Source organism: Dolomitihabitans soli (genome assembly GCF_022213955.1).
Classification (GTDB): Bacteria; Actinomycetota; Actinomycetes; order Streptosporangiales; family Streptosporangiaceae; genus Streptosporangium_A; species Streptosporangium_A soli.
On record NZ_JAKNTW010000017.1, the window covers coordinates 123,813 to 144,941 of the forward strand.

The 21,129-nt window shown below is 71.2% G+C and carries 19 protein-coding genes; 10 read left to right on the forward strand and 9 right to left on the reverse strand.

The annotated features are described in order from the left end of the window. Nucleotides 1–58 precede the first annotated feature (58 nt). The 3 genes from MBA17_RS28725 to MBA17_RS28735 all read left to right on the forward strand — a co-directional run bounded on the left by MBA17_RS28725 (nt 59) and on the right by MBA17_RS28735 (nt 3,656). A complete protein-coding gene (locus tag MBA17_RS28725; RefSeq protein WP_238499725.1) occupies nt 59–1,555 on the forward strand; it encodes a glycosyltransferase in 1,497 nt (498 codons plus the stop codon). A gap of 91 nt (nt 1,556–1,646) precedes the next feature. Beyond that, a complete protein-coding gene (locus MBA17_RS28730) occupies nt 1,647–2,591 on the forward strand; it encodes a CDP-alcohol phosphatidyltransferase family protein (RefSeq protein ID WP_238499726.1) in 945 nt (314 codons plus the stop codon). Nucleotides 2,592–2,609: 18 nt separating this feature from the next. Then, a complete protein-coding gene (locus MBA17_RS28735; RefSeq protein ID WP_238499727.1) occupies nt 2,610–3,656 on the forward strand; it encodes a sulfotransferase family protein in 1,047 nt (348 codons plus the stop codon). Nucleotides 3,657–3,856: 200 nt separating this feature from the next. Here MBA17_RS28735 and MBA17_RS28740 read toward each other — a convergent pair whose 3' ends face one another. The 8 genes from MBA17_RS28740 to MBA17_RS28775 form a co-directional block, all read right to left on the reverse strand. After that, nucleotides 3,857–4,987 carry a glycosyltransferase gene (locus MBA17_RS28740; protein WP_238499728.1) on the reverse strand — a complete coding sequence of 377 codons (1,131 nt, stop codon included), beginning with the start codon at nt 4,985–4,987 and terminating at the stop codon, nt 3,857–3,859. Beyond that, complete coding sequence (locus MBA17_RS28745; protein ID WP_238499729.1) at nt 4,984–7,737, reverse strand: bifunctional glycosyltransferase/CDP-glycerol:glycerophosphate glycerophosphotransferase; 2,754 nt, start codon at nt 7,735–7,737, stop codon at nt 4,984–4,986. Before MBA17_RS28745 ends, MBA17_RS28740 begins: the two co-directional genes overlap by 4 nt. Nucleotides 7,738–7,826: 89 nt before the next feature. After that, nucleotides 7,827–8,585 carry an SRPBCC family protein gene (locus tag MBA17_RS28750; RefSeq protein WP_238499730.1) on the reverse strand — a complete coding sequence of 253 codons (759 nt, stop codon included), beginning with the start codon at nt 8,583–8,585 and terminating at the stop codon, nt 7,827–7,829. Nucleotides 8,586–8,965: 380 nt separating this feature from the next. Beyond that, nucleotides 8,966–9,853: an FAD binding domain-containing protein gene (locus MBA17_RS28755; protein ID WP_238499731.1), complete on the reverse strand. Its 888-nt coding sequence runs from the start codon at nt 9,851–9,853 to the stop codon at nt 8,966–8,968. 217 nt (nt 9,854–10,070) lie between these two features. After that, entirely contained in the window at nt 10,071–12,398 is a 2,328-nt protein-coding gene (locus MBA17_RS28760; RefSeq protein ID WP_238499732.1) for a xanthine dehydrogenase family protein molybdopterin-binding subunit, read from the reverse strand. Further along, nucleotides 12,395–12,883, reverse strand: coding sequence for a (2Fe-2S)-binding protein (locus MBA17_RS28765; RefSeq protein WP_238499733.1), 489 nt, complete (start codon nt 12,881–12,883; stop codon nt 12,395–12,397). Before MBA17_RS28765 ends, MBA17_RS28760 begins: the two co-directional genes overlap by 4 nt. Nucleotides 12,884–13,090: 207 nt before the next feature. Beyond that, nucleotides 13,091–13,294, reverse strand: a complete 204-nt coding sequence (locus MBA17_RS28770) for a hypothetical protein (protein WP_238499734.1) — start codon at nt 13,292–13,294, stop codon at nt 13,091–13,093. Continuing rightward, the gene (locus MBA17_RS28775) at nt 13,284–15,335 is read right to left on the reverse strand and encodes a PspC domain-containing protein (RefSeq protein ID WP_238499735.1); all 2,052 of its coding nucleotides are present in this window, start codon (nt 15,333–15,335) and stop codon (nt 13,284–13,286) included. The genes MBA17_RS28770 and MBA17_RS28775 overlap by 11 nt, the downstream gene beginning before the upstream one ends. 175 nt (nt 15,336–15,510) lie before the next feature. Between MBA17_RS28775 and MBA17_RS28780 the strand changes: the two genes are divergently transcribed. The 7 genes from MBA17_RS28780 to MBA17_RS28810 all read left to right on the forward strand — a co-directional run bounded on the left by MBA17_RS28780 (nt 15,511) and on the right by MBA17_RS28810 (nt 20,316). After that, a complete protein-coding gene (locus MBA17_RS28780) occupies nt 15,511–16,734 on the forward strand; it encodes a PspC domain-containing protein (protein WP_238499736.1) in 1,224 nt (407 codons plus the stop codon). Further along, nucleotides 16,728–17,366 (forward strand): response regulator, encoded by a 639-nt coding sequence (locus MBA17_RS28785; protein ID WP_238499753.1) that lies wholly within the window; start codon nt 16,728–16,730, stop codon nt 17,364–17,366. Before MBA17_RS28780 ends, MBA17_RS28785 begins: the two co-directional genes overlap by 7 nt. Nucleotides 17,367–17,550: 184 nt before the next feature. Further along, entirely contained in the window at nt 17,551–18,237 is a 687-nt protein-coding gene (locus MBA17_RS28790; RefSeq protein WP_238499737.1) for a neutral zinc metallopeptidase, read from the forward strand. A 147-nt stretch (nt 18,238–18,384) separates the two neighbouring features. Further along, nucleotides 18,385–18,648, forward strand: coding sequence for a WhiB family transcriptional regulator (locus tag MBA17_RS28795; protein WP_238499738.1), 264 nt, complete (start codon nt 18,385–18,387; stop codon nt 18,646–18,648). Between the two features lie 89 nt (nt 18,649–18,737). Further along, the gene (locus MBA17_RS28800; protein ID WP_238499739.1) at nt 18,738–19,520 is read left to right on the forward strand and encodes a CPBP family intramembrane glutamic endopeptidase; all 783 of its coding nucleotides are present in this window, start codon (nt 18,738–18,740) and stop codon (nt 19,518–19,520) included. Between the two features lie 176 nt (nt 19,521–19,696). Continuing rightward, nucleotides 19,697–19,891, forward strand: a complete 195-nt coding sequence (locus MBA17_RS28805) for a type II toxin-antitoxin system VapB family antitoxin (RefSeq protein WP_238499740.1) — start codon at nt 19,697–19,699, stop codon at nt 19,889–19,891. Continuing rightward, nucleotides 19,888–20,316, forward strand: a complete 429-nt coding sequence (locus tag MBA17_RS28810; RefSeq protein WP_238499741.1) for a PIN domain nuclease — start codon at nt 19,888–19,890, stop codon at nt 20,314–20,316. The genes MBA17_RS28805 and MBA17_RS28810 overlap by 4 nt, the downstream gene beginning before the upstream one ends. 34 nt (nt 20,317–20,350) lie before the next feature. Here the strand turns inward: MBA17_RS28810 and MBA17_RS28815 are convergent, their stop codons facing one another. Next, on the reverse strand, nt 20,351–21,070 hold the full coding sequence (locus tag MBA17_RS28815; protein WP_238499742.1) for a PIG-L deacetylase family protein: 720 nt from the start codon (nt 21,068–21,070) through the stop codon (nt 20,351–20,353). Nucleotides 21,071–21,129 lie beyond the last annotated feature (59 nt).

Sequence of the window (21,129 nt, forward strand, 5' to 3'; positions counted from 1 at the left end):
TTTACCCTTCGCGCTGTTTCCACAACAGAGGGTAGCGAGCGACGGCATCCTTTACTGCATGGATCCGTTGCTCAGTGTGGTCGTCCCGTTTCATGACGTAGAGGGTTATCTGGACGAGTGCCTGCGGTCGCTCTCCGCCCAGAGGCTCACCGACCTGGAGATCATCATGATCGACGACGGCTCGCTGGACGGGAGCCGGCTCATCGCGAAGGAGCATGCCGCGCGGGATCCCCGGTTCACGCTCGTCGGATGCGAGAACCAGGGGCCCGGCCCGGCCAGGAATCTCGGCATCCGCCTGGCCGCGGGACGTTATCTCGCGTTCGCCGACGCCGACGACGTGCTGCCGCCCGACGCCTACGCGCGGCTGGTGGGGAGCCTCGCGCGAAGCGGGTCCGACCTGGCCTGCGGGGCGGTGGAACGGCTGAGCCCGGAGGGGCCGATGCCGTCGCCGCTGCACCACAAGCTGTTCAGGCGCCGCCGCGAAGGCACCCACATCACGAAATATCCGGACCTGGTGAAGGATCGGACGGTCTGGAACAAGGTCTACCGCCGATCCTTCTGGGACGCGCACCACCTGGAGTTCCCCTCCGGGCTGTACGAGGACGTACCGGTCGCGATGGCCGCCCACGTCTGCGCCACCGCCGTCGACGTCCTCCCCGACGTCGTCTACCACTGGCGCCTGCGCGAGTCGGGCGAGACCTCCATCACCCAGCGCAGGACCGATCTCGACAACCTCAGGGAGCGGCTCGCCTCCCTCCGCGGCGTCCAGGCCTTCCTCGCGGACCGGGCGCCCGAACTGCGGCCGGCCTTCGACCAGATGGCCGCCTCCTGGGACCTCGGGATCGTCGCCGCCGCCGTCGAGCAGGCCGAGCCCGGCGATCGGGAACGGCTGCTCGACCTGGTCGGCCCGTTCGCCGACGACCTCGACGAGACCGCGGTCGCGGCGCTCCCCGCGATCCGCCGCCTGGAGCTCCACCTGTTGCGCCACCGCCTGGTTCCCGAACTGGCGCAGGTACGGCGGGTCCGGCAGGAGGGCGACCCCGGCGAGGCCAAGGTCGTACGCCGGGGGATGCGCACCGTCCGCTGGTACGCCGGCTACCCGTTCTTCGGCGACCGGAGCAGGAAGATCCCCGCCGAGCTGTACGACGTGACCGGCGAACTGGAGCTGAGGGCCCGGGTGGACGAGGTCTCCCGGGCCGGCGAGCGGCTGCTGCTCGCGGGGGACGCCTTCATCAAGCCCTTCGGCGCGGCCCGCACCGGCCTGCGGTTCTGGCTCGTCGAGGCCAGGACGAAGACGGTCACCCCGGTCGAGGCGACCCGCGAGGGGCCTGCCCGGTTCGTCGCCGAGATCGACCCCGCGACGCTGGCCGGCGCCGGCCCGTGGGCCCTGCACGTCGAGGTGACGGGCCCGCGCGGGCTGACCATGGAGGGGGGCGTCCGGGCGTCGCGCGCGGCGGCACGGGAGGACTCCAAGGACGGAGTTCTCCAGGTCAAGAGCATGAAATCGACCGGCGCATGCCGGATCGCCCGGCGGAAACCGCGATCAGGTTCGTGATCAAACGCAGCGGTAAAGACTCGGTCAGGACAGCTTCCCAAGGTGGCTAGGCTCCGGTGCGGCCACGCCGTACATCATCATGCTGGCTCTCATGACGACGTACTCGCTAGCGGACGTACGTGCCGTGTGCAAACAACGCGACGCCTGGTGGACGGTCCTGCTCGTCGATCCAATCGCCTGCAGGCTCGTCCGCTTCCTGGCCAGCCGTACGTCGGTCACTCCTAACCAGGTCACCGCGGTCGCGTTCCTGATGGGAATGTGCGCGGCGGTCTCGTTCAGCCTCGGGGAGTGGCGCGCGCTCGCGTTGGGAGCGCTCTTCTTCCACCTCGGCTTCGTCGCCGACTGCGTCGACGGGAAGCTGGCGAGACTCAAGGGGAACGGGAGCACCTTCGGGTTGTGGCTGGACTTCAGCCTCGACCAGCTCCGGATGGTGGCCTGCGCGTTCGCGCTGGCCTACGGCCTCTACCAGCAGACGGGGAGGCCGGAGGCCGGCTTCCTGGCCGGGGTGATCATCGCCTTCGACCTGGCGCGCTACCTCAACGGGCCACAGATGGCCAAGGTACGCCGGACGATGCGCGAGCAGATGGTGAGCGCGCTGCGCGACAACCAGGAATCGCAGCAGAGCGCCGCGCTGGAGCGCCTGATCCGGAAGTCGTCGGAGGACGAGGACACGACGCTGACGGACCAGGCCAAGCATGGCCTGCTGAAGGAGCAGGCCAAGCAGGGCCTGCAGACGGGCTTCCGGTCGCGCTTCCCTTGGTACGACCGTGTGCGGCAGTTGCTGCTCACGCACCGGATCCGCACCCACATGGTCAGCGGCATCGAATACCAGATGGCGGTCTTCGTCGTCGGCCCTCTGCTGGGGCCGTCGGCCGTGCCGTACATCGTGGTGGCGGCGGGGGTGCTGCTGATCATGTTCGAATGCGCGCTGGTCTACAAGCTTTGGATGTCGACGCGTGACTTCAAGCGGGTCATGCGGCGGATGGCGAAGAAGCAGGGTCGCATCGACGCCCGGCTCATCCGCGAGCATCGCTAACACTTTCGGGGGTTTCACATGCAATCGGATCGACCGCTCTTCATCGTGGGCTGCCCACGATCGGGGACGACGCTGCTCCAGCTCATGATGCACGCCCATCCGCGGATCGCGATTCCGCCGGAGACCAGGTTCGTGATGGCGGCCTACCAGCGGCGGCTCTCGTTCGGGGACCTGGGGGAGGCAGGGCGACGCCGCGAGCTGGCCGAGTGGGTGGTGGGACGACGCCAGACCAGGTTCTACGAGCTGGGGCTGGACGCGGAGACCGTCACCGACGAGATCGTCGACGGGCCGGGCACGCTCGGGTCGGCGCTGGGGATCGTCCTGCGGTCCTACGCCGGGCGGTTCGGCAAGCCGCGCTGGGGGGACAAGCGGCCGTCGTACTTCCAGAACATCGAGGTGCTGCTGAGGCTCTTCCCGGACGCCCAGTTCGTGCACCTGATCAGGGACGGGCGCGACTGCGTGGCCTCGCTGAAGGAGATGCCCTGGTACAAGGGCAACGTCTACAGCGCGGTCTCCGGCTGGGCCGAGGCCATCGACTTCGCCCGGCACGGGGCCCAGCGGATGCCGCACGGCAGCTACCACGAGCTCCAGTACGAGCACCTGATCAGCGACCCGGAGACGACGCTGCGCGGCCTGTGCGACTTCATCGGCGAGGACTTCGACCCCGCCATGTGCGAGCCGCACCGGGTGGCCGGGGTCGCGGTGCCCGAGCGCAAGACCTGGCACTCCCGCACCCACGGCGCGGTGACCACCTCCCGCTCGGGGAGCTTCCGGCACCGGCTGGAGCCGTGGGAGATCTCGCTGTGCGAGACCGTGCTCGCCGACCGGCTCGCGGGCTACGGCTACGAGCCGTCCGGCGCGCCGAAGTCGCCGATGACCCGGCTGGCCGCCTACGAGCGGGTCGCGGCGCGGCGCAAGCTGGCCAGGATGAAGCGGAAGACCTTCGACCGCATCGTCCGGATGCGCGAGCCCAACCCGCTCGGCGCCAGGCTCACCACCGGCCAACTCGCCATCGCCGGGGTGCCCAGGCAGCGCAGCGCCTCGCCGGAGTTCGCCGGCATGTAGGAGCGGCCGCGTTCGGCCTGGAGTCGGCTTGTGGGAGCGGCTGCGTTCGGCCTGGAGTGCGCCGGCATGAAGCAGCGGCTGCGCTTGGACTGGAGTCGGCAGGTGGGAGCGGGTGCGTTCGGCCTGGAGCCTGCCGGCAGATAGGAGCGGCCGCGCGTCGCTTGGAGTCCGCCTTCAGGTAGGTGCGCCTCGCCGTACGGCTACCTGGCGAGGTGGGCGAGCAACGCCTCCCACCCGTCCAGGACCGACTCCAGCCGGAACGACGCGGCGTGGGCGCGGGCGGCGGCGCCGAGCCGTCGCCGCTCGCCGGCGGAGGCCATCAGGGCGGCGAGCGCCGCCGCGAACTCCGCCACGTCGCCCGGCGGGACCAGGGTTCCGGTCCGGCCGGGCAGCACCATGGACCGCACGCCGCCCGAGAGGTCGAAGGCCACCGAGGGCACGCCGTACGACGCGGCCTCTCCCACCACCAGCGGGAACCCCTCGTGCTGGCTGGACAGGCCGAGCACCGAGCCGCCGAGATACTCCGCGGCCATCGCCGAGGCGGGCACCCGGCCCCTGAACACCACCCGGTCCGCGACGCGCTCCGCGCGGGCGTGCTCGCGCAGCCGGGGCAGCTCGTCGCCGTCGCCGACCAGGTGCAGCTCCCAGGGCTCCGCCACGGTACGGCTCGCCAGGGCGAACGCCGTGATCAGCCGGTCGAACCTCTTCACCCCCTCCAACCGCCCGACGCCGAGCACCCGGGGCGCCTCCAGCGCGGCGGTCGTCGGCGGCCAGCCGGGCAGCGGGTTGGGAATGGACCAGGTGTTGGGCAGCAGCGCGTGGGTGGCGAACAGGCCGGCGTCGCCCGGACTCAGGAAGACCGCCTGGTCGAGCCGCGACCAGTTCCGCCGGATCGCGCCGAGGTGCCAGGTGCCGCGCGCGTGCTCGTACGACCCGTGGTAGTGCCCGATCGTCGTCAGGCCGGGCGGCAGCAGGTGGAGCGCCCTGCTCACCACGCCGGGCGAGGTCATCACGAGGTGCGCGGGCCCGATCCGTTCCAGCAGCGCGCGCAGCCGCCGGTCGCCGAGCCGCCTGGCGATCCGGCGCACCGGTCCCTGCGGGGTCCGGTGGATCACGTGCCTGCGGTAGGCCGGGTCCTCGACGTAGCCGAACGGGTCGGTCGCCCGGTGCAGCCCGATCACGTGCACGTCGTAGCCGCGACCGGTGAGCCCCTGCGCGACGGTGTGCGTGACGCGCTGGATGCCGCCCAGGGTGTCGGCGTCCATGCACGCGAACACGAACGTGCCGACATCGTGCCGTACGGCCGGCCGCGCGGGCGCGAGGGAGGTCACCGGAGCTCCAGCGGGGCGGCGGGCTCCCGCTCCGCCACGGCGGGACCGCGTCCGAAGAAGGCGTCCACCACTCTGGCCGAGGCGTGGCCGCGCTCGTCCTCGCACCACACGCGGCGGAACTCGGCGTACTTCCCGGCGAAGGACGCCGACAGCGTGTCCAGTTTCCGCACGGCCTCCACCAGCCCGGCGGTCGTGTTCAGGCACGGGCCGGGCGCGATGGCCGGCAGGTCGTAGTAGGCGCCCCGCTCACTGCGCCGGTACTCGTCCCAGTCGTCGATCAGGAACAGCATCGGCTTGCCCGTCACCGCGTAGTCGCACATCAGGGAGGAGTAGTCGGTGACGAGCGCGTCGGAGGCCAGCAGCAGATCGTTGACCTCGGGATAGGAGCCGGCCTGCCGTACGAAGTGGCGGACGTGCTGCGGGACCTGGAAGCGCTCGATCGGGTGGGTGCGCAGGACCAGCACCCACTCGGCGGACAGGCCGTCGGCCAGTTCCGCCAGGTCGGCTCGCACCGAGCGGCCGGAGGACTTGGCGTTGTCGCGGTAGGTCGGGGCGTAGAGCAGGATCCGCCGGTCGTCGGGGATCTCCAGCCGTTCGCGCACCCGGCGGCCGGCTTCGGGGTCGCCGTTCACCAGGACGTCGCAGCGCGGCGAGCCGAATCTCAGCACCGGGCCCGTGTAGTCGTTGGAGGGCACGAAGTTCCGCTCGAACTCCGCGCCCGGTGAGACCAGCGCGTCCCATCTGGCGACCGCCGAACGCCACTGCCGGCGCGGTCCGGCGAAGTCGCCGCGCAGGTCGGGGGCGTTGTAGCCGATGGTCTTGATGCCCTGGCCGTGCCAGGTCTGCAGGTAGCGGGTGCCGCGCGGCTTGGGGAAGTCGAGCGGGAAGCCGTGGCTGTCCACCCAGTAGGCGGCGCGGGCGAGGTGCCAGACGTACTTCCAGCTCATCCGGCGGACCAAGGCGGTGTCGGCGGGAAAGTGGTCCCGCCTGTGCCCGACCGACCAGACGACCTTGAGCGGCAGCCCGCGCCTGCGGATCTCCTCGTAGATGTAGCGCGGGTTGCCGGTGTAGCCCTTGCCCACGTCGGACTCGAAGACGGCCAGGTCGCGGCGGCGGGGCAGCAGCCGGATCAGGCCCTTGTAGACCTTCAGCTTCATCCCGGCCGTGCCCACCTTGCCGAGCGCCCGCTTCCGCAGCCGCAGCACCCGGCTCACCTGGCGGGCCGGCCCTTCGCGCCGCCAGGTCAGCCGCAGGACGGCGGCGGGCCCGTCGGGACGGGCGGTGATCGTGTGACCGGGCACGCGCACGGTGACGGGAGGCGTGCCGGGGGTGATCAGCAGCAGGTCGGTCGTGGTGTGCCCGTCCGGCCTGGTGACGGCGATCCTGGCGTCCTGCCGCCCGTCCGCGCCGAGGCGTCCCCGCACGATTCCCGCCAGGTCGACGCTGGTCTCGGTGACGTAACTGCCGTCGTCCTGCTCGACGGTCGCCAGCGGTGTCCTGCGGCCGTGGATCCGCAGCTCCGCCGTCCAGCCGGGGTTGCCCGCCAGCACGCCGAACGGGTCGAAGGTGCGGACGACCATCGCCAGCCTGGTCCCCGTGGCGGTGACCTCGGTGACCTCGTGCCGCAGCCGCGCCTTGCTGAACGGCAGTTCGGCCAGGCGCATCGAGGTGATGTCGAGCCCGGGTTCCGGCCTGGTCCCCCAGTAGGTGCGCCCGTCCGCCTGTACGGCCTGCCGCGGCGCGGCCCTGGGCCCGTTCAGCGAGCGGGCGGCGACCTCCAGCTCCTCGATCCGGTCGGCCAGGATCAGGGTGCAGCACACCCGCACGATCGGGTCGACGTGCCAGAACGTCTCCCGGTCGAGCTCCGCGATCTCCGCGAGGTAGGGCCGGACGACCGAGGCGAACTCCTTGACCCAGACCCGGTCGCGCGCCGGCAGCGGGTTCAGGTAGACGCGCATGTCCTGCCTCAGGAAGCGGCGCTGCCGTTCGCCGACCAGGTCGGCCAGGCCGTTCTCGCGCAGGATCGCGTCGCTGGCCCTGGCCGCCCGCACGCGCTGCCGTACGTTGTTCATCTCCTTGAGGTTGAGCGAGATCGACGTCTTGGCGTCCGGGCGTTCGACGGCGCGGTGCCAGTCGTAGACCACCCACGGGACGACGGCGAAGCGTCGCGCGGCGCAGTAGAGCCTGGCCGTGAAGACGTGGTCCTCGAAGTGGACGCCCTCCTCGAACCTGAGGCCGTGTTCCTTCAGGAAGCGCACCCGGTAGAGCTTGTTGGTCGCGAAGGAGTCGAGGAACATCTCCGGGTCCTCGCGGATGCCCTCGACGATCCGCCGCCGGTAGATCGCGGGGTAGTAGCGGTGGGTCTTCCAGCTCGACTCGTAGACCCGCTGCAACTGCCCGCTGACGAAGTCGGTCCCGGTGGACTCGATCTCGGCGAGCAGGCTCTTGCAGGCGTGCCTGGGCAGTCTGTCGTCGCTGTCGAGGAACATGATGTACGGCGCGGCCGCGGCGTCGAGGCCGTCGTTGCGCGGCGCGCCGCAGCCGCCGCTGTTGACGCTCCTGCGGATGGACCGGACCCGCGGATCCGCCTGGCAGAGTCTGGCGGCGACCTCGGGGGTGCGGTCCGTGCTCGCGTCGTCCACGATGATCACTTCGAGGTCGCGGAGCGTCTGACCCAGCACGGAGCGTACGGCTCGCGGCAGCCGGGCGGCGTCGTTGTAGGTGATGACGACGACAGTGCAGTCGGGCATGCGACCCCCCCAAGTCGGCATTGAGCCCTATTCCCGGCTTTAGGGGGTAGTTGTCCGCTCTAGGGGAGAGATGACGGTGTTTTTAAGGGTCAGCGGCGTCTGACCAGCTTGCGGATCAGCCACCCCGCGAGGAGCAACCCCAGCAGCGCCGCCGCCACCGGGGCGAGCCGCCTGAAAAGCGGAGCGCCGGCGATCTCCAGCAGATCGAGAGCCTCCTCGTCCGGCGTGCGCGAGGTGCGAGCCGTGCCCGCGGGGCGGGTCTCCGCGGACCTGCTCCCGGGCTTCGGCGTGGTCGCCGCCGGGCGGGCCGGCTCCTGAGCGGGCGGCGAGCCGGTTTCCCCGATTCCGCCGGCTTCCCCGGTTTCCGCGGTTTCCTTGGGTTCACCGGTTTCTTCGGGTTCGCTCGACAGCAGGGCTGAGAGGTTCACCGCGAACCTGTCGATCAGCTTGGTGCCCACCTCCGCCATCACCCCCCTGCCGAACTGCGCCGGACGGCCGGTCACGTTGAAGGTCGTCTCGACGGTGACCTTCGTCGTGTCGCCCTCGGGACGCAGCCGGGCCGTGACGGTGGCGCTGGCCGTACCGCTTCCGCGTGCCTCCTTGCCCGTGGCCTTGACAGTGACGGAACGGCTGTCCTTGTCGACGTCCTGGAACACCGCGGTGCCCCGGTAGGTGACGGTGATCGGGCCGACCTTGACCTTCATCCGGCCGGCGATCTCCTCGTCGGTCACGGAGTCGAGAGCCGCCCCCGGCAGGCACGGCGCGACCCGCTCGACGTCGAGCAGCGTCGCCCAGGCCTGCTCGACCGGCACGGGAACAGTGAACTCATGCTCGAACCGCATCGCCATCGATCCGCTCCTTCGTCTCCCGTACCCACGACACTACGATCCGATCCCGGCAACGGATAGCCCTGCCCTCTCCGGCCAGGTGGCGGTTCCTATACGACTCCCCTACCCGGTGTGTGATCACGTGACGCTTGAAGGAGTCCAAGGGCCATCACGGGCGACGTCCCCGAGACAGAGCCCAGACCGCAGCCAGGCGGCGAAGGTGTGGGCGCACGTGAAGCGCCGCGTCGTGAGCACGTCCTGGGCGAAGTCGACTGCCCTGCCGTCAGCTGCGAGTCGTGCGGACCACCTCGACGACCGGTTTCCGTCCCGCCGTGTCGGCCGGCGGGACGGAGAGCCGCGAAGTGAGAGACATGGTGTTCTCTCTTGGAGGGATGGGCCGGTCAGGCGCGGGCGGCGGTGAGCACCGCGCGGTGGGTCAGGACCCTGGCCAGGTGCCTGCGGTAGTCGGGTTGCGCGTGCAGGTCGGCCGGCGGCGAGGTGTCCGCCGCGGCGTCGCCGCACGCGTCCCTGACCGGGTCGGCGCCGCCGTTGGTCTCGCCGGGCACCGCCGGGGTGATCGCCACCCCGCGCAACGCCGTCTCCGCCGCCCGGGCGCGTACCGGGATGGACGCCATGTTGGTCAGCCCGATCCGCGCCTCCTCGATCGACCCGTTGGACCTGCGTACGGCTGCCGCCACGCCCACGATGGCCCACGACTGCGCGGTCCGGTGGAACTTCTCGTAGTGGTAGCCCCAGCCGGGACCGAGCTTGGGCACCCGGACGCCCAGCAGGATCTCCTCGGGGGACAGCGCGGGCTCCAGGTAGTCGACGAAGAAGTCGGCCGCCGGGATCTCCCGCTCACCCGAGCCGGAACGCACCACGAACGTGCAGTCCAGAGCCAGGGCCACGGCCGGCAGGTCGCCCGCCGGGTCCGCGTGGGCGAGGGAGCCGCCGAACGTGCCGCGATGCCGTACGGCGGGGTCGGCGACCGTGGCCGTCGCCATCGCCACCAGTGGGCACTCGGCGTTGATCAGAGGTGAGCGCACGACGTCGTAGTGCGTGGCCATCGAGCCGATGAACACGTGGTCTGACTCGTCGCGGATCCCCTGCAGCTCCGCCAGGCGGCCCACGTCGACCAGCGCGGTCGGGTAGGCCAGGCGAAGCCGCAGCAGGGGAAGCAGGGACTGGCCGCCGGCCAGCACCTTCGCCTCGTCGCCCGCGTCGGCCAGCGCGGAGCAGGCCTCCTCGACCGACTGCGGGCGGACGTAGTCGAACGCGGCGGGGATCATGCCGCTCCTCCGTTCAGTGCGTGCCGGACCCGTCCGGAGGCGGATGGCATGCGGACGTGGTCGAACGTGGCCGTTCCTCCGCTGCTCAGTGTGTGCCGGACCTGTTCGGAGGCGGATGGCATGCGGACGTTGTCGACCGCGGCCGATCCTCCGTTCAAGGCGCGCCAGGCCGGTTCAGGGATGTACGGCATGCGGACGTTGTCGAACGTGGCGGGGATCATGCCGCTCCTCCGTTCAGGGCGCGCCAGACCCGTTCAGGGGTGCACGGCATGCGTACGTCGTGCACGCCGTACGGGCGGAGGGCGTCGACTATCGCGTTGACCACCGCGGGGGTGGAGGCGATCGTGCCGGCCTCGCCGACGCCCTTCACGCCGAGCGGGTTGCTCGTCGCGGGCGTCTCGGTCCTGTCGGTCACGAACTCGGGCAGGTCCGCCGCCGAGGGCAGCAGGTAGTCGGTCATCGTGGTGGTCAGCAGGTTGCCCTCGGAGTCGTAGACGGCCTCCTCGAACAGCGCCTGCGCGATGCCCTGGGCGAGCCCGCCGTGCACCTGGCCCTCGACGATCAGCGGGTTGACCACCTTGCCGACGTCGTCGACCGCCACATAGGAGCGGATCCTGCTGGCGCCGGTCTCCGTGTCGACCTCGATCGCGCACAGGTGGGTGCCGTGCGGGAAGGAGAAGTTCGCCGGGTCGTAGGTGGCGTCGGCGTCGAGCGCGGGTTCGAAGCCGTCGGGCAGGTCGTGGGCCGCGAACACCGCCAGCGCGATCTCCTGGATCGTCCTCGCCGTGCCCGTGCCGCGTACCCGGAACGCGCCCGCGGTGTACTCCACGTCGTCGGCGGACGCCTCCATCATGTGCGCCGCGACCTGCCTGGCCTTCTCCTTGACCTTCTCGCACGCCTGGAGCACCGCGATGCCGCCCACGGTCAGCGAACGCGAGCCGTAGGTGTCCATGCCCCGGGACGCGACGGCCGTGTCGCCGTGCAACACCGCCACGTCGTCGAACGGCACGCCCAGCGCGTCCGCGACGATCTGGCTCCACGCGGTCGCGTGCCCCTGCCCGTGCGCGGTCGAGCCGGTGACCACCTCGACCTTGCCGGTCGGGAGCATCCGCACCCCGGCGTGCTCCCAGCCGCCCGCGCCGTACGCCAGGCTGCCCAGCACCCGGCTCGGCGCCAGGCCGCACATCTCGGTGTAGGTGGACGTGCCGATCCCGAGTTGGACCGGGTCGCGCCGGTCCCGGCGGTCGGCCTGCTCGGCGCGCAGCTTGTCGTACCCGAACAGCGTCATCGCCCGGTCGGTCGCCGCCTCGTAGTTGCCCGAGTCGTACGTCAGGCCGGCGATGGTGGTGTAGGGGAACTCCTCGTGCTTGATCCAGTTGCGCCTGCGCAGTTCGAGCGGGTCGAGTCCGACCTCCGCGGCCAGTTCGTCGATGAGGCGTTCGAGCGCGTAGGTGGCCTCCGGCCGGCCCGCGCCCCGGTAGGCGTCGGTCGGCATCTTGGTGGTGAAGACGCCGGTGCAGGCGAAGTCGTAGGCGTCCATCTTGTAGATGCCGTTGTACATGAACGCGCCGAGCAGCGGCACGCCCGGCGTGACCAGCATGAGGTACGCGCCCATGTCGGCGAGCAGGTCGACCTTGACGCCGCGGATCCGCCCGTCGAGCTCGGCGGCCACGGCGACCCGCTGGAGCTGGTCGCGGCCATGGTGGACGGTCAGGTTGCCCTCGGACCGCGACTCGGTCCACTTCACCGGCCTGCCCAGCCTGCGGGTGATCAGCAGCGTGAGCACCTCTTCGGCCGTGACCTGCAACTTCGAGCCGAACCCGCCGCCCACGTCGGGCGCGACCACGCGGAGCCGGTGCTCGGGGATGCCGGTGGTCATCGCCAGCATGACCCGCAGGATGTGCGGGATCTGGGTGGCGGAGTAGACCGTGAAGCCCTCGCCGTCGGGGGTGGCGACCACCGCTCGGGGCTCCATCGCGCTCGGGATCAGCCGCTGCTGGACATAGGTCCGCTCGACGACCACCGGCGCCCCGTCGAACGCCGCCTCGATGTCGCCCCCGGCGAACCGCCAGGTGAACGCCTTGTTCCCGGCCTCGTGCACCCGGGGGCTCGCCTCGGTCAGCGCCTCGGTCATGTCGAGTACGGCGGGCAGCGGCTCGTAGTCGATCTCGATCGCCGACAGCGCGTCCGCCGCCTTGTACCGATCGGTGGCCACCACGCAGGCCACCGCCTCCCCGACGTACCTGACCTCGCTCACCGCCATCGGCGGATGGTCGGGGACGACGAGGTCCTCCGTGACCGGCCACGCGCACGGCAGGCTGCCCTGCTCGTCGGCGAAGTCGCGGCCGCTGAAGACGGCGACCACGCCCGGCTGGGCCGCGGCCGCGCCGGTGTCCACCCGGATGATCCTGGCGTGGGCCATCGGGCTGCGCAGGAACGCCACGTAGAGCATGCCGGGCAGTTGGATGTTGTCGGTCCACCGGGTGCGCCCGGTGACCAGGCGCGCGTCCTCCTTGCGGCGTCGCGCTCTGCCGACCTCGGTCATGAGGTGGTCACCTCGCTCGCCTCGTTCATGGCCTGCGCGCCCCGCCGTACCGCCCTGACGATGTTGCAGTACCCCGTGCACCGGCACAGGTTGCCCTCCAGGCCCTCCCGGATGGCCTCCTCCGAGGGGTCGGGGTCCTCGGCGAGCAGGTCGATGGCCGCCATGATCATGCCCGGTGTGCAGTAGCCGCACTGGAGCGCGTGCTCCTGGTGGAAGGCGGTCTGCATGGGATGCCACCGGTCGCCGGTGGCGAGCCCCTCGATGGTGACGACGTCGCACCCGTCGGCCTGTACGGCGAGCACGGAGCAGCTCTTGGCGCTCTTGCCGTCGAGCATGACGGTGCAGGCGCCGCAGTTGCCGGTGTCGCAGCCGATCGGTGTTCCGGTCCTACCCAGGCGATCTCGCAGGAGATGGACCAGGAGGAGACGCGGCTCGACCTCCTCGTCGTAGCGGATTCCGTCGACGGTGACGGTGATTCGGGGCATACGTCCTCCAGACGCGGGCTGCACCAGCGGAAACAGGAGTAGTGAGGCCGATACCTGCGAACGTACGCCCCTGTTACCGCCGGTCAAGCCCCTTGGGCAAGCTCCCGGCAAAGAACGCTCGGCCGGCCCGACGACATCGTCCGCCGCCTGCGGGACGAATCTCGGGATGGCCGCGAGGAACTACTTCCCACGGAGGAGCCGCCCGAACTACCTCCTGCGGACCACCCGCGCGATGACGGCCACGAACCCCGCGACCCCCAGCCCGGCGAGCAGGACCAGCAGCGCGTCGACCGGATCCGTCAGGTCACCGGAGACGAACGCCACCCCCATCGCGACGAACAACAGCCCGCTGAGCAGGGCCATCCAGTCGGTGCGGTGCGTACGGCGCGGCCGCTCGATCTCATGCGGCACGCCGCACCTCCACGTCGCCGACGCCGACCTTCAACGTGAGCACGACCGTCGCCACCCGTCCCTTGGGCGGTGCCTCCGGTTCCAGTTTCCTCTCGTGCCGCACGTTCGAGCCGCCCTTCACCGAGTGATCGATCTGGATGTCGCCGAGCCTGGCCATCCCCGTCACCTCTACCCGCACATCCGGGGGCAGGATCACGACCAGTTCGCCGAGTGAAACCGAGGCGTCGAACTCGGTGCGGGACCCGGCGGGCAACTTGAGCCTCGTCAGGTCCAGCGTCCCGTCTCCGACGCCCACGTCATAGCTCCTGGACGCCGTGGCGAGGTTGGTCGGCTGCCAGGTGAACGACCCGACCGACCTGGGCGCCTCCATCATCGTGGAACTCGCGAGCGCCACCACGAGCGCCAGCACCGTCCCCGCGGCCACCAGCGCGGCGCCGCGCCCGAACCAGGTGGCGACCAGCAGACCCGCGCCGACGGTGAGCAGCATCGCGCCGCCCACCACCGGCATGCTGATCGTCGCCCCGGACGTTCCCTGGATCGCCACGACGATCCCTCCTACGATGAATGCCAGGAAAACGGTGATGGTGCCGAGAAACGTCCGGGGCCGTCGCTGCCGCACCGGGACGGGGATCGTGCCGGCGCCGTACCTGAGCCTCGGGTCCAGCGGCCGGAACGGGCCGTGCGGCGCGAACGGCGCACCCGAGGAGTCATACGACGGCATTCCGGCCGCGTAGGGCCGCCGCTCGCCGTACAGCCCGTCCGCGTGCAGCGGCTCCCCGTACGGCTGGTCGTAGAAGCGGTCCTCGTAGCGCTGACCGGGCTGCACACGACCGGCTCCCGCGTACGACGGGTGGTCGTCCAGCCCCTGATCCCGTGACCACCGGTACGGCTGGTCACGGTCTCCCGTCACGTTGTCGCCCGGATAGGTCCGGGTGTGTCCAGCCGTGTCCTGGGACGACTCCCAGGAGCGCGTCTCGGTCGGCGGGGCCTCGGAGCGCGCGCGGCTCTCGGTCACCCCGCCCGACGACGCCGACGAGGCGGCCGGGTAGGCGTACGTGGGCGCGGCGGGCCGGGGCTCGCCGTAGCCGGAAGCGTCAGGCCGGGGCGCGCCGTGCCCCGGTCCCTCGGCGGGCGGGGAGTACGGCGGCGCGGGGTGCGGAGGCGGGGCGGAGGCCTGGGCGGCGGCCGGGGTGAAGCCCCGCTGCGGGGACGGATTGGTGGAGACGTTGGACCTGCTGTGCAGGTGCATCGGGTCGAAGGCCGGAGCCCGGCGCACACCGCGCTTTCCGGTGACCCGCTCGGGCAGGGAGCGGATGACGGCCAGCACGTCGACCCCGCCCGCGTGCGCGGCGAGCAGCGCGACCGCGAGCATCGTGCCCACCACCAGCGTCCCCGGGCCGATTCCCCCCGACGCCACGTTCATGATCAGCCCGGCCGCGAACACGCCGGTGAGCAGGGCCATCACGGTCTCGGAGTCGAACGACCTGCGGGTCCACTGCTCCAGGTAACCGGGCCCGCCGTCGGTCTCGCGCATCAACAGGAACGCCGCGATGTAGAGGATCCCCCCGATCCCGGAACCGAGGAGGAGCACCGAGAACCCGACCCTGAACAGAACCGGGTCCATTCCCGTGTGCCTGCCGAGCCCGGCACAGACGCCGGTCAGTATCCGCCCCTCGGAACTACGCGCGAGCCCGCGCCAGGGATCCGGCTCCTCGCCCGCCTCCGGTGCGCCACCCGCCGGCTCCTCGCCCGGCCCGCCGGACGGCCCGTCGGCCCGCCCGCCGTCCTGCTCGTCGCCCGGCTTGGCGTCCTGCTTGCCGCTTGGCTCTCCGCCCGGCTTGGCGTCCTGCTCGCCGGTCAGGCCGTCGGCCGAGCCGTGGGCGGCTCCCGTGTCGCTCCGCGGGCCGCCCTCGGCGGGGTCCTCCGGGTGGGGCTGCCGCGCGGCGGCGGCGGAGGTCGTCTCATGGCTCGCCGGGGCACGCTGATCGTCGCGGGCCTCGTCAGGTGTGGGCCCACGTGCGTCGTTCCCGGTGTCGCTCATGTCCCCATCGTCGCTGTTTCTCGTCTCCTGTCACATCCGGGACACCCCTGACTCGTCCCCGAGGTGAAGCCTTCGCCGTACGAGGGTGCCAGAAGAGGGCCCGGGGGTGGGTAAGGGGCGGCTCAGGGAAACGCCCTGATGCGAACGGCGGGACGACGTGTGACGATGCTGACATATGGCTGACCGACAGACTCTTCGCGAGGCGCCCCCGGTGGCGCCGCCTCCCGCGGCGGAGGCCGCCTTCCCGCGGTTGACGCGACCGAGGGAAGGCCAGCTCGTCGCGGGTGTGGCCCAGGGCACCGCCCAGCAGCTCAAACTCGACCCGGTGGTGATCCGGCTCGCCTTCGTGCTGCTCACCGCGGTGCAGGGGCTCGGTGTGGTCGTCTACGCGGCGCTGTGGTTGTTCACGCCGCGCCGGCCTCATGAGGGGCCCCCGCCCGTACGGGACTGGAGCCAGGCCGTCGCGTTCGGCGCGATCGGGCTGGCGTTGATGGCGTTCGGGTGGTTGACGGGCACCGCCAGCGGCGGGATCGGGACGTGGCCGATCGCGGTGATCGGGATCGGCGCGCTGATCCTCTGGCAGCAGGCCGACCCCGCGAGCCGCAAGCGGTGGACGAGCGGCGCGGTCAAGGGAGTGCGCCAGAACCGGATCCGCGGGTTGTTCGGCGCGGGCCTGGTGGTGGTCGGAGCCCTGGGCTTCCTCGCCCAGGAGGGGGAGCTGGCCCAGGCGGGGCCGGGCCTGCTGTTCACCGCCGTCGTGGTCGGCGGCCTGGTGGTGATCGCGGCTCCCTGGCTCGCGGGCCTGTGGAAGGAACTCCAGCTCGAACGCCGTGAGCGGATCAGGCAGGAGGAGCGCGCCGAGGTGGCCGCGCACGTTCACGACTCGGTGCTGCACACGCTGACCCTGATCCAGCGCAACGCGCACGACCAACGCGAGGTCCAGCGGCTGGCCCGCGCGCAGGAACGCGAGCTGCGCAACTGGCTCTACCAGCCCAAACAGGACGCTGACGCCACGCTGGCCGCCGCCGTACGAAGGGTCGCGGCCGAGGAGGAGGACGCGCACGGCGTGCCGATCGAGATCGTCTGCGTCGGCGACTGCGAGCTGGACGCGCGGCTGTCGGCGATGTTGCAGGCGGCCAGGCAGGCGATGGTCAACGCGGCGAAATACTCTGAGGCGTCGGTGGTGTCCGTCTACGCGGAGGTCGAACCCGAGGAGGTGACCATTTTCGTGCGCGACCGGGGCAAGGGATTCGACCTTGACGGGGTGCCGGAGGACAGGATGGGCATCCGCGGGTCGATCCTCGGCAGGATGGAGCGCCACGGCGGCACCGCCAGGGTGCGCACCGGGCCCGGTGAGGGCACGGAAGTCATGTTGACCATGAAGATGGAGACATCGTGAGCACGAGGGTTCTGATCGTCGACGACCACCGCCTGTTCAGGTCGGGAGTCCGGGCCGAACTGGGTGACTCGATCGAGGTCGTCGGGGAGGCGGAGGACGTCGAGTCCGCGATCAAGAAGATCGCCGAGCTGCAGCCCGACGTGGTGCTGCTCGACGTGCACATGCCCGGCGGCGGCGGGCAGGAGGTCCTGCGCCGGGTGCTCGGCTCCGGTTCCCAGGTCCGCTTCCTCGCCCTGTCGGTGTCCGACGCGGCGGAGGACGTCATCGGCGTGATCCGCGGCGGCGCGCGCGGCTACGTCACCAAGACGATCAGCGGCAACGAGCTCACCGACGCCATCCGCAGGGTCGCCGACGGCGACGCGGTCTTCTCCCCCCGGCTCGCCGGGTTCGTGCTCGACGCGTTCGCCTCCTCCGAGGCCCCCTCGATCGACCCCGAGCTCGACTCGCTGACCCAGCGCGAACGGGAGGTCCTGCGCCTGATCGCCCGCGGCTACGCCTACAAGGAGATCGCCAAGGAGCTGTTCATCTCGGTGAAGACCGTCGAGACCCACGTCTCCTCGGTGCTTCGCAAGCTCCAGCTCTCCAACCGCCACGAGCTGTCCCGCTGGGCGACCGCCCGCCGCCTCGTCTGACCGGCGGCGGGACCCGCGCGGGCGGGATCCGGGACCTGGCCGTCGAGATCGAGGAGCTCGGCGAAAGGTCTGCTCGGAGCCCGCCCAGGACGACGATCTCCTCCCGTGCCGTCTTCGGGAGTGTCGTGCGCCCTGATCGTGCTTTCAGCTCGCGCGCGGGCCGGGAATTGGCCACGATGGAGGAGTGACCCGGTATGGGAGGCTCCTCGTCGTCGTTTCGGCGGTCGTCCTGGCGTTCGTCGCGGGCTGCGGGGGCTCCCCCGGTGCGGGCGCGCCGGAAGCCGAGCCGGAGCCGCCCGCCTCGTCGGGCGAGCTCACCGGCCAGACCTTCGAGGACGACGTCAAACTGGCCCTGCGGCTCTCCGAGGATTTCTGGGTCAGGCAGTTCGAGGTCAGCGGCTCGACCTACCGGCCGATCGAGGCGTTCGTCCCCTACCGCGGCGAGGGCGGGCCCGAGTGCGGCGGCCAGCCGTCCGTGCCCGACAACGCGTTCTACTGCCCGGTCGGGCACTTCGTCGCCTACGACGAGACGTGGATGAAGTCCCTGTACGACCGGATGGGCGACGGTTCCGTCTACCTGATCATCCCGCACGAGCTCGGGCATGCCGTACAGGCTCAGCTCATGAGCGACTTCCAGGTCAACCAGCAGCGCGAGTTGCAGGCCGACTGCTACGCGGGCGGCACGCTCGGGTCGCTGATCAGGGAGGGGCGGCTGGGCGCTGAGCCCGGCGACGAGGCGGAGCTGATGCTCAACCTCAGCGCCGCGGGCGACCCGACCGACGCGTGGTGGGAGCCCGACGCGCACGGTACGGCGGCGCAGCGCCAGGAGGCGTTCGCCAGCGGATACAACAACGGGGTCGGCGTGTGCTGACCTGGAACCTGTTCGCAAGCCGCGTTCCGCGGAGTGAGGTCCACGTACACCCGTGCGCCGATGGGCGTGTCCGCCGTGGGGCGGATGTGCGCGTGGCCGGACGGGCCTAGGGTCGGAGCCGTGGTGATCCAACCGTCAGGGGGAGTCATGAAGGGAGTCGCCGCGGAGATCGGCTGGGCGTCGCGCGGCGCCTGCCGTACGAGCGACCCGGAGCTGTTCTTCCCGCTCGCGTCCTCGGCGGAGCAGGTGCGGCGGGCCAAGGCCATCTGCGGGGCCTGCCAGGTGATCTCCGAGTGCCGGGCGTACGCGCTGCGCGCGGGGGAGCGCGAGGGCATCTGGGGCGGCCTCACCCCCGAGGAACGCCGCCGATCCCGCTTCCCCCAGGGCTGGCGCGGCACCGCGGCGAGCTGACACCGCCCGCCGGGAGGCCGGAGGCTACGGCCGATCGTGTGTGCCCCGTGAGCCCCGGCGAGATGACGCGCTGACGTAGCCTGCGAGGGGTGACACTGGGAAGATCAGTCGCCGTGCTGACCGCGGCCAACGTGCTCAACAACCGGATCGTGCCGCGGCTGGCCCCGCTCACCGCGGTCGCCGCCACCGGACTGCTGGTCGCGATGGCCAGGAGGTCGGGGCTGAGCTGGGCCGAGATCGGCTTCGAGCGGCCCGCCCGCGGCGCTCGGGTCGGCGGGGCGCTCGCGGCCGGTGTCGTCGCCGTCTACACGGCGGGCGTCGCGCTGCCCGCCACCCGCCGGTTCTTCCACGACGACCGCGCGCTGTCGCTCTCCCGCGCACGGGCGCTGGAGGAGGCCCTGGTCCAGGTGCCGCTCGGCACGGTCCTGCTGGAGGAGGTCGGCTTCCGCGGCGCCCTGTACGGCATGCTGAGGCGCTCCCACGGCACGGCCGTGGCCACCGCCGTCTCCTCCGCCCTGTTCGGCCTGTGGCACGTGCTGCCCGCGATGGACATGGCCAGGGCCAACCCGGCGCTCGGCCGTCTCGCCTCGGGAGAGGGCGTCGAGGAGACGATCGAGGAGATCGTGACGGAGTTGCGCGACCCCGAATCCCACCAGGCTCCGCGCCCCTGGCGAAAGCACCTCGACACCGCCCGGGTGGTGGCCGGGAGCGTGCTGGCGACGGGGGCCGCCGGGGTTCTGTTCTGCGAACTGCGCAGGCGTGCGGGACTGCTGGCGCCGTCGCTGCTGCACACTTCCACTAATTCGCTTGGATACCTATTTGCCCGGCTTTCTGCCCCGCGAGATGTGAAAGATTCTCTACCTCACGGATGACCTTCGTACTCCTGTGTTGGGCGATTCTCAACAGCGCCGGAAATCCGTCCTTGACGCGGCCCTCGCGTATGGCTTACTACTCCGCGACGCTCCTCCCGCGGCCGGCGCCGCCCGGGAGGCGCGTAGTCGAAATCGCCATTCGTGATTCACGCTCGGAGGTACGGAGGTGGTGCTCCATGCGCATCGTCATCGATGTGGAGAGGGAACTGCTGGAGAAAGCTCGGAGAACGCTTGGGACGTCGGCGGTCAAGGAGACGGTGAACGCGGCGCTCAGAATGGTCGTCGAGCGGGAGACGACTCGGGACGCTTTCGAATCCTTGCGCAGCCGGGACTGGTCGGCCCTCCTGCGACCGGCGGGCAGGAACATGTGACGGGGACCGGGCTGACCTGCCTTCTCGACAAGAGCGCCCTGGCGCGGATCGGCAGCGAGTCCGTGGCCCGGGCACTGGAACCGCTGATCATCGGCAGGACCGTGGCCGTCTGCGCCATCGTCCGGCTGGAGGTCCTGCACACCGCTCGCGGTCCGAACGACTACGTGAGCCTGGAAGGCGACCTGCGTGACGCCTTCCTGACCCTTCCGGTGGGCGCGGAGGTCTGCGCTCGCGCCCTGCGGGTGCAGGGACTGCTCGCCGAACGGTCACGGCACGCCGACGTCGGGGCGCCGAAACTCATCGTCGCCGCCTGCGCCGAGGTCCACGGGGCGACGGTCCTGCACTACGACCGGGACTACGACCTGATCTCGGAGGTCACGGGGCAGCCGGCGTCGTGGGTGGTGCCGGCGGGGTCGGTCCCGTAGCGGAGGTACGGCTCCCGTCGGGCGGGAGCCGTACTCAGGCGGTGGCGACGCGCTGGAAGGCCTCGGCGTAGTGGCCCTCGGGGAGGCCGGCGCGCTGTCCCATCTCGGCGAAGCGGGTGCGCAGGAAGTCGTCGAAGGCGTCCATGTGGGACACCTGGCTGACGTGGGAGTGCAGGGCGGCCAGTTTGCGGTCGAAGGTGGCGGTGACGTCGACGAAGTGGTCGGGGGTGGGGCCGCCGGTGAGCCACACCTCCTTGACGACCCAGGCGTCGAGCCCTTCGTCGGCCAGGAGTTCGGGGAAGGCGTAGGGGTTGCGCGCGTCCGGGTAGACCGCGTCGAGGGCGGATCCGCCGACCGCGCGGTGGTCGGGGTGGCTCGGCGAGATGTTGACGTAGTTGCGCTCGGGGCTGTGCGTGATGACCAGGTCGGGACGGACCTGGCGGATCACCCTCGCGATGTCCCGCCGCAGCGCGAGGCCGGGCTCCACGGTCCCGTCGCCGTAGCCCAGGAACCGCAGGTCGCCGACGCCCACGGCCTTCGCGGCGGCGGTCTGCTCGGCCCGGCGCAGCTCGGCCATGCCCCCGTTGTCGAGCTCGCGGTCGAAGCCGCCCGCGTCGCCGTCGGTGGCGACGCAGTAGGTCACCTCGACGCCCCGGTCGGTGAACAGCGCCACCGAGCCCGCGGCCCCGAAGTCGACGTCGTCCGGGTGCGCGGTCACCACGAGAACCCTGGTGATCTGGTCTTCGCTCAGCACGTGCTCTCCTTTGTCCTCTGCGGCGCAACGCCGTCGTTCCCGGCGCTATTCCGGTGAGC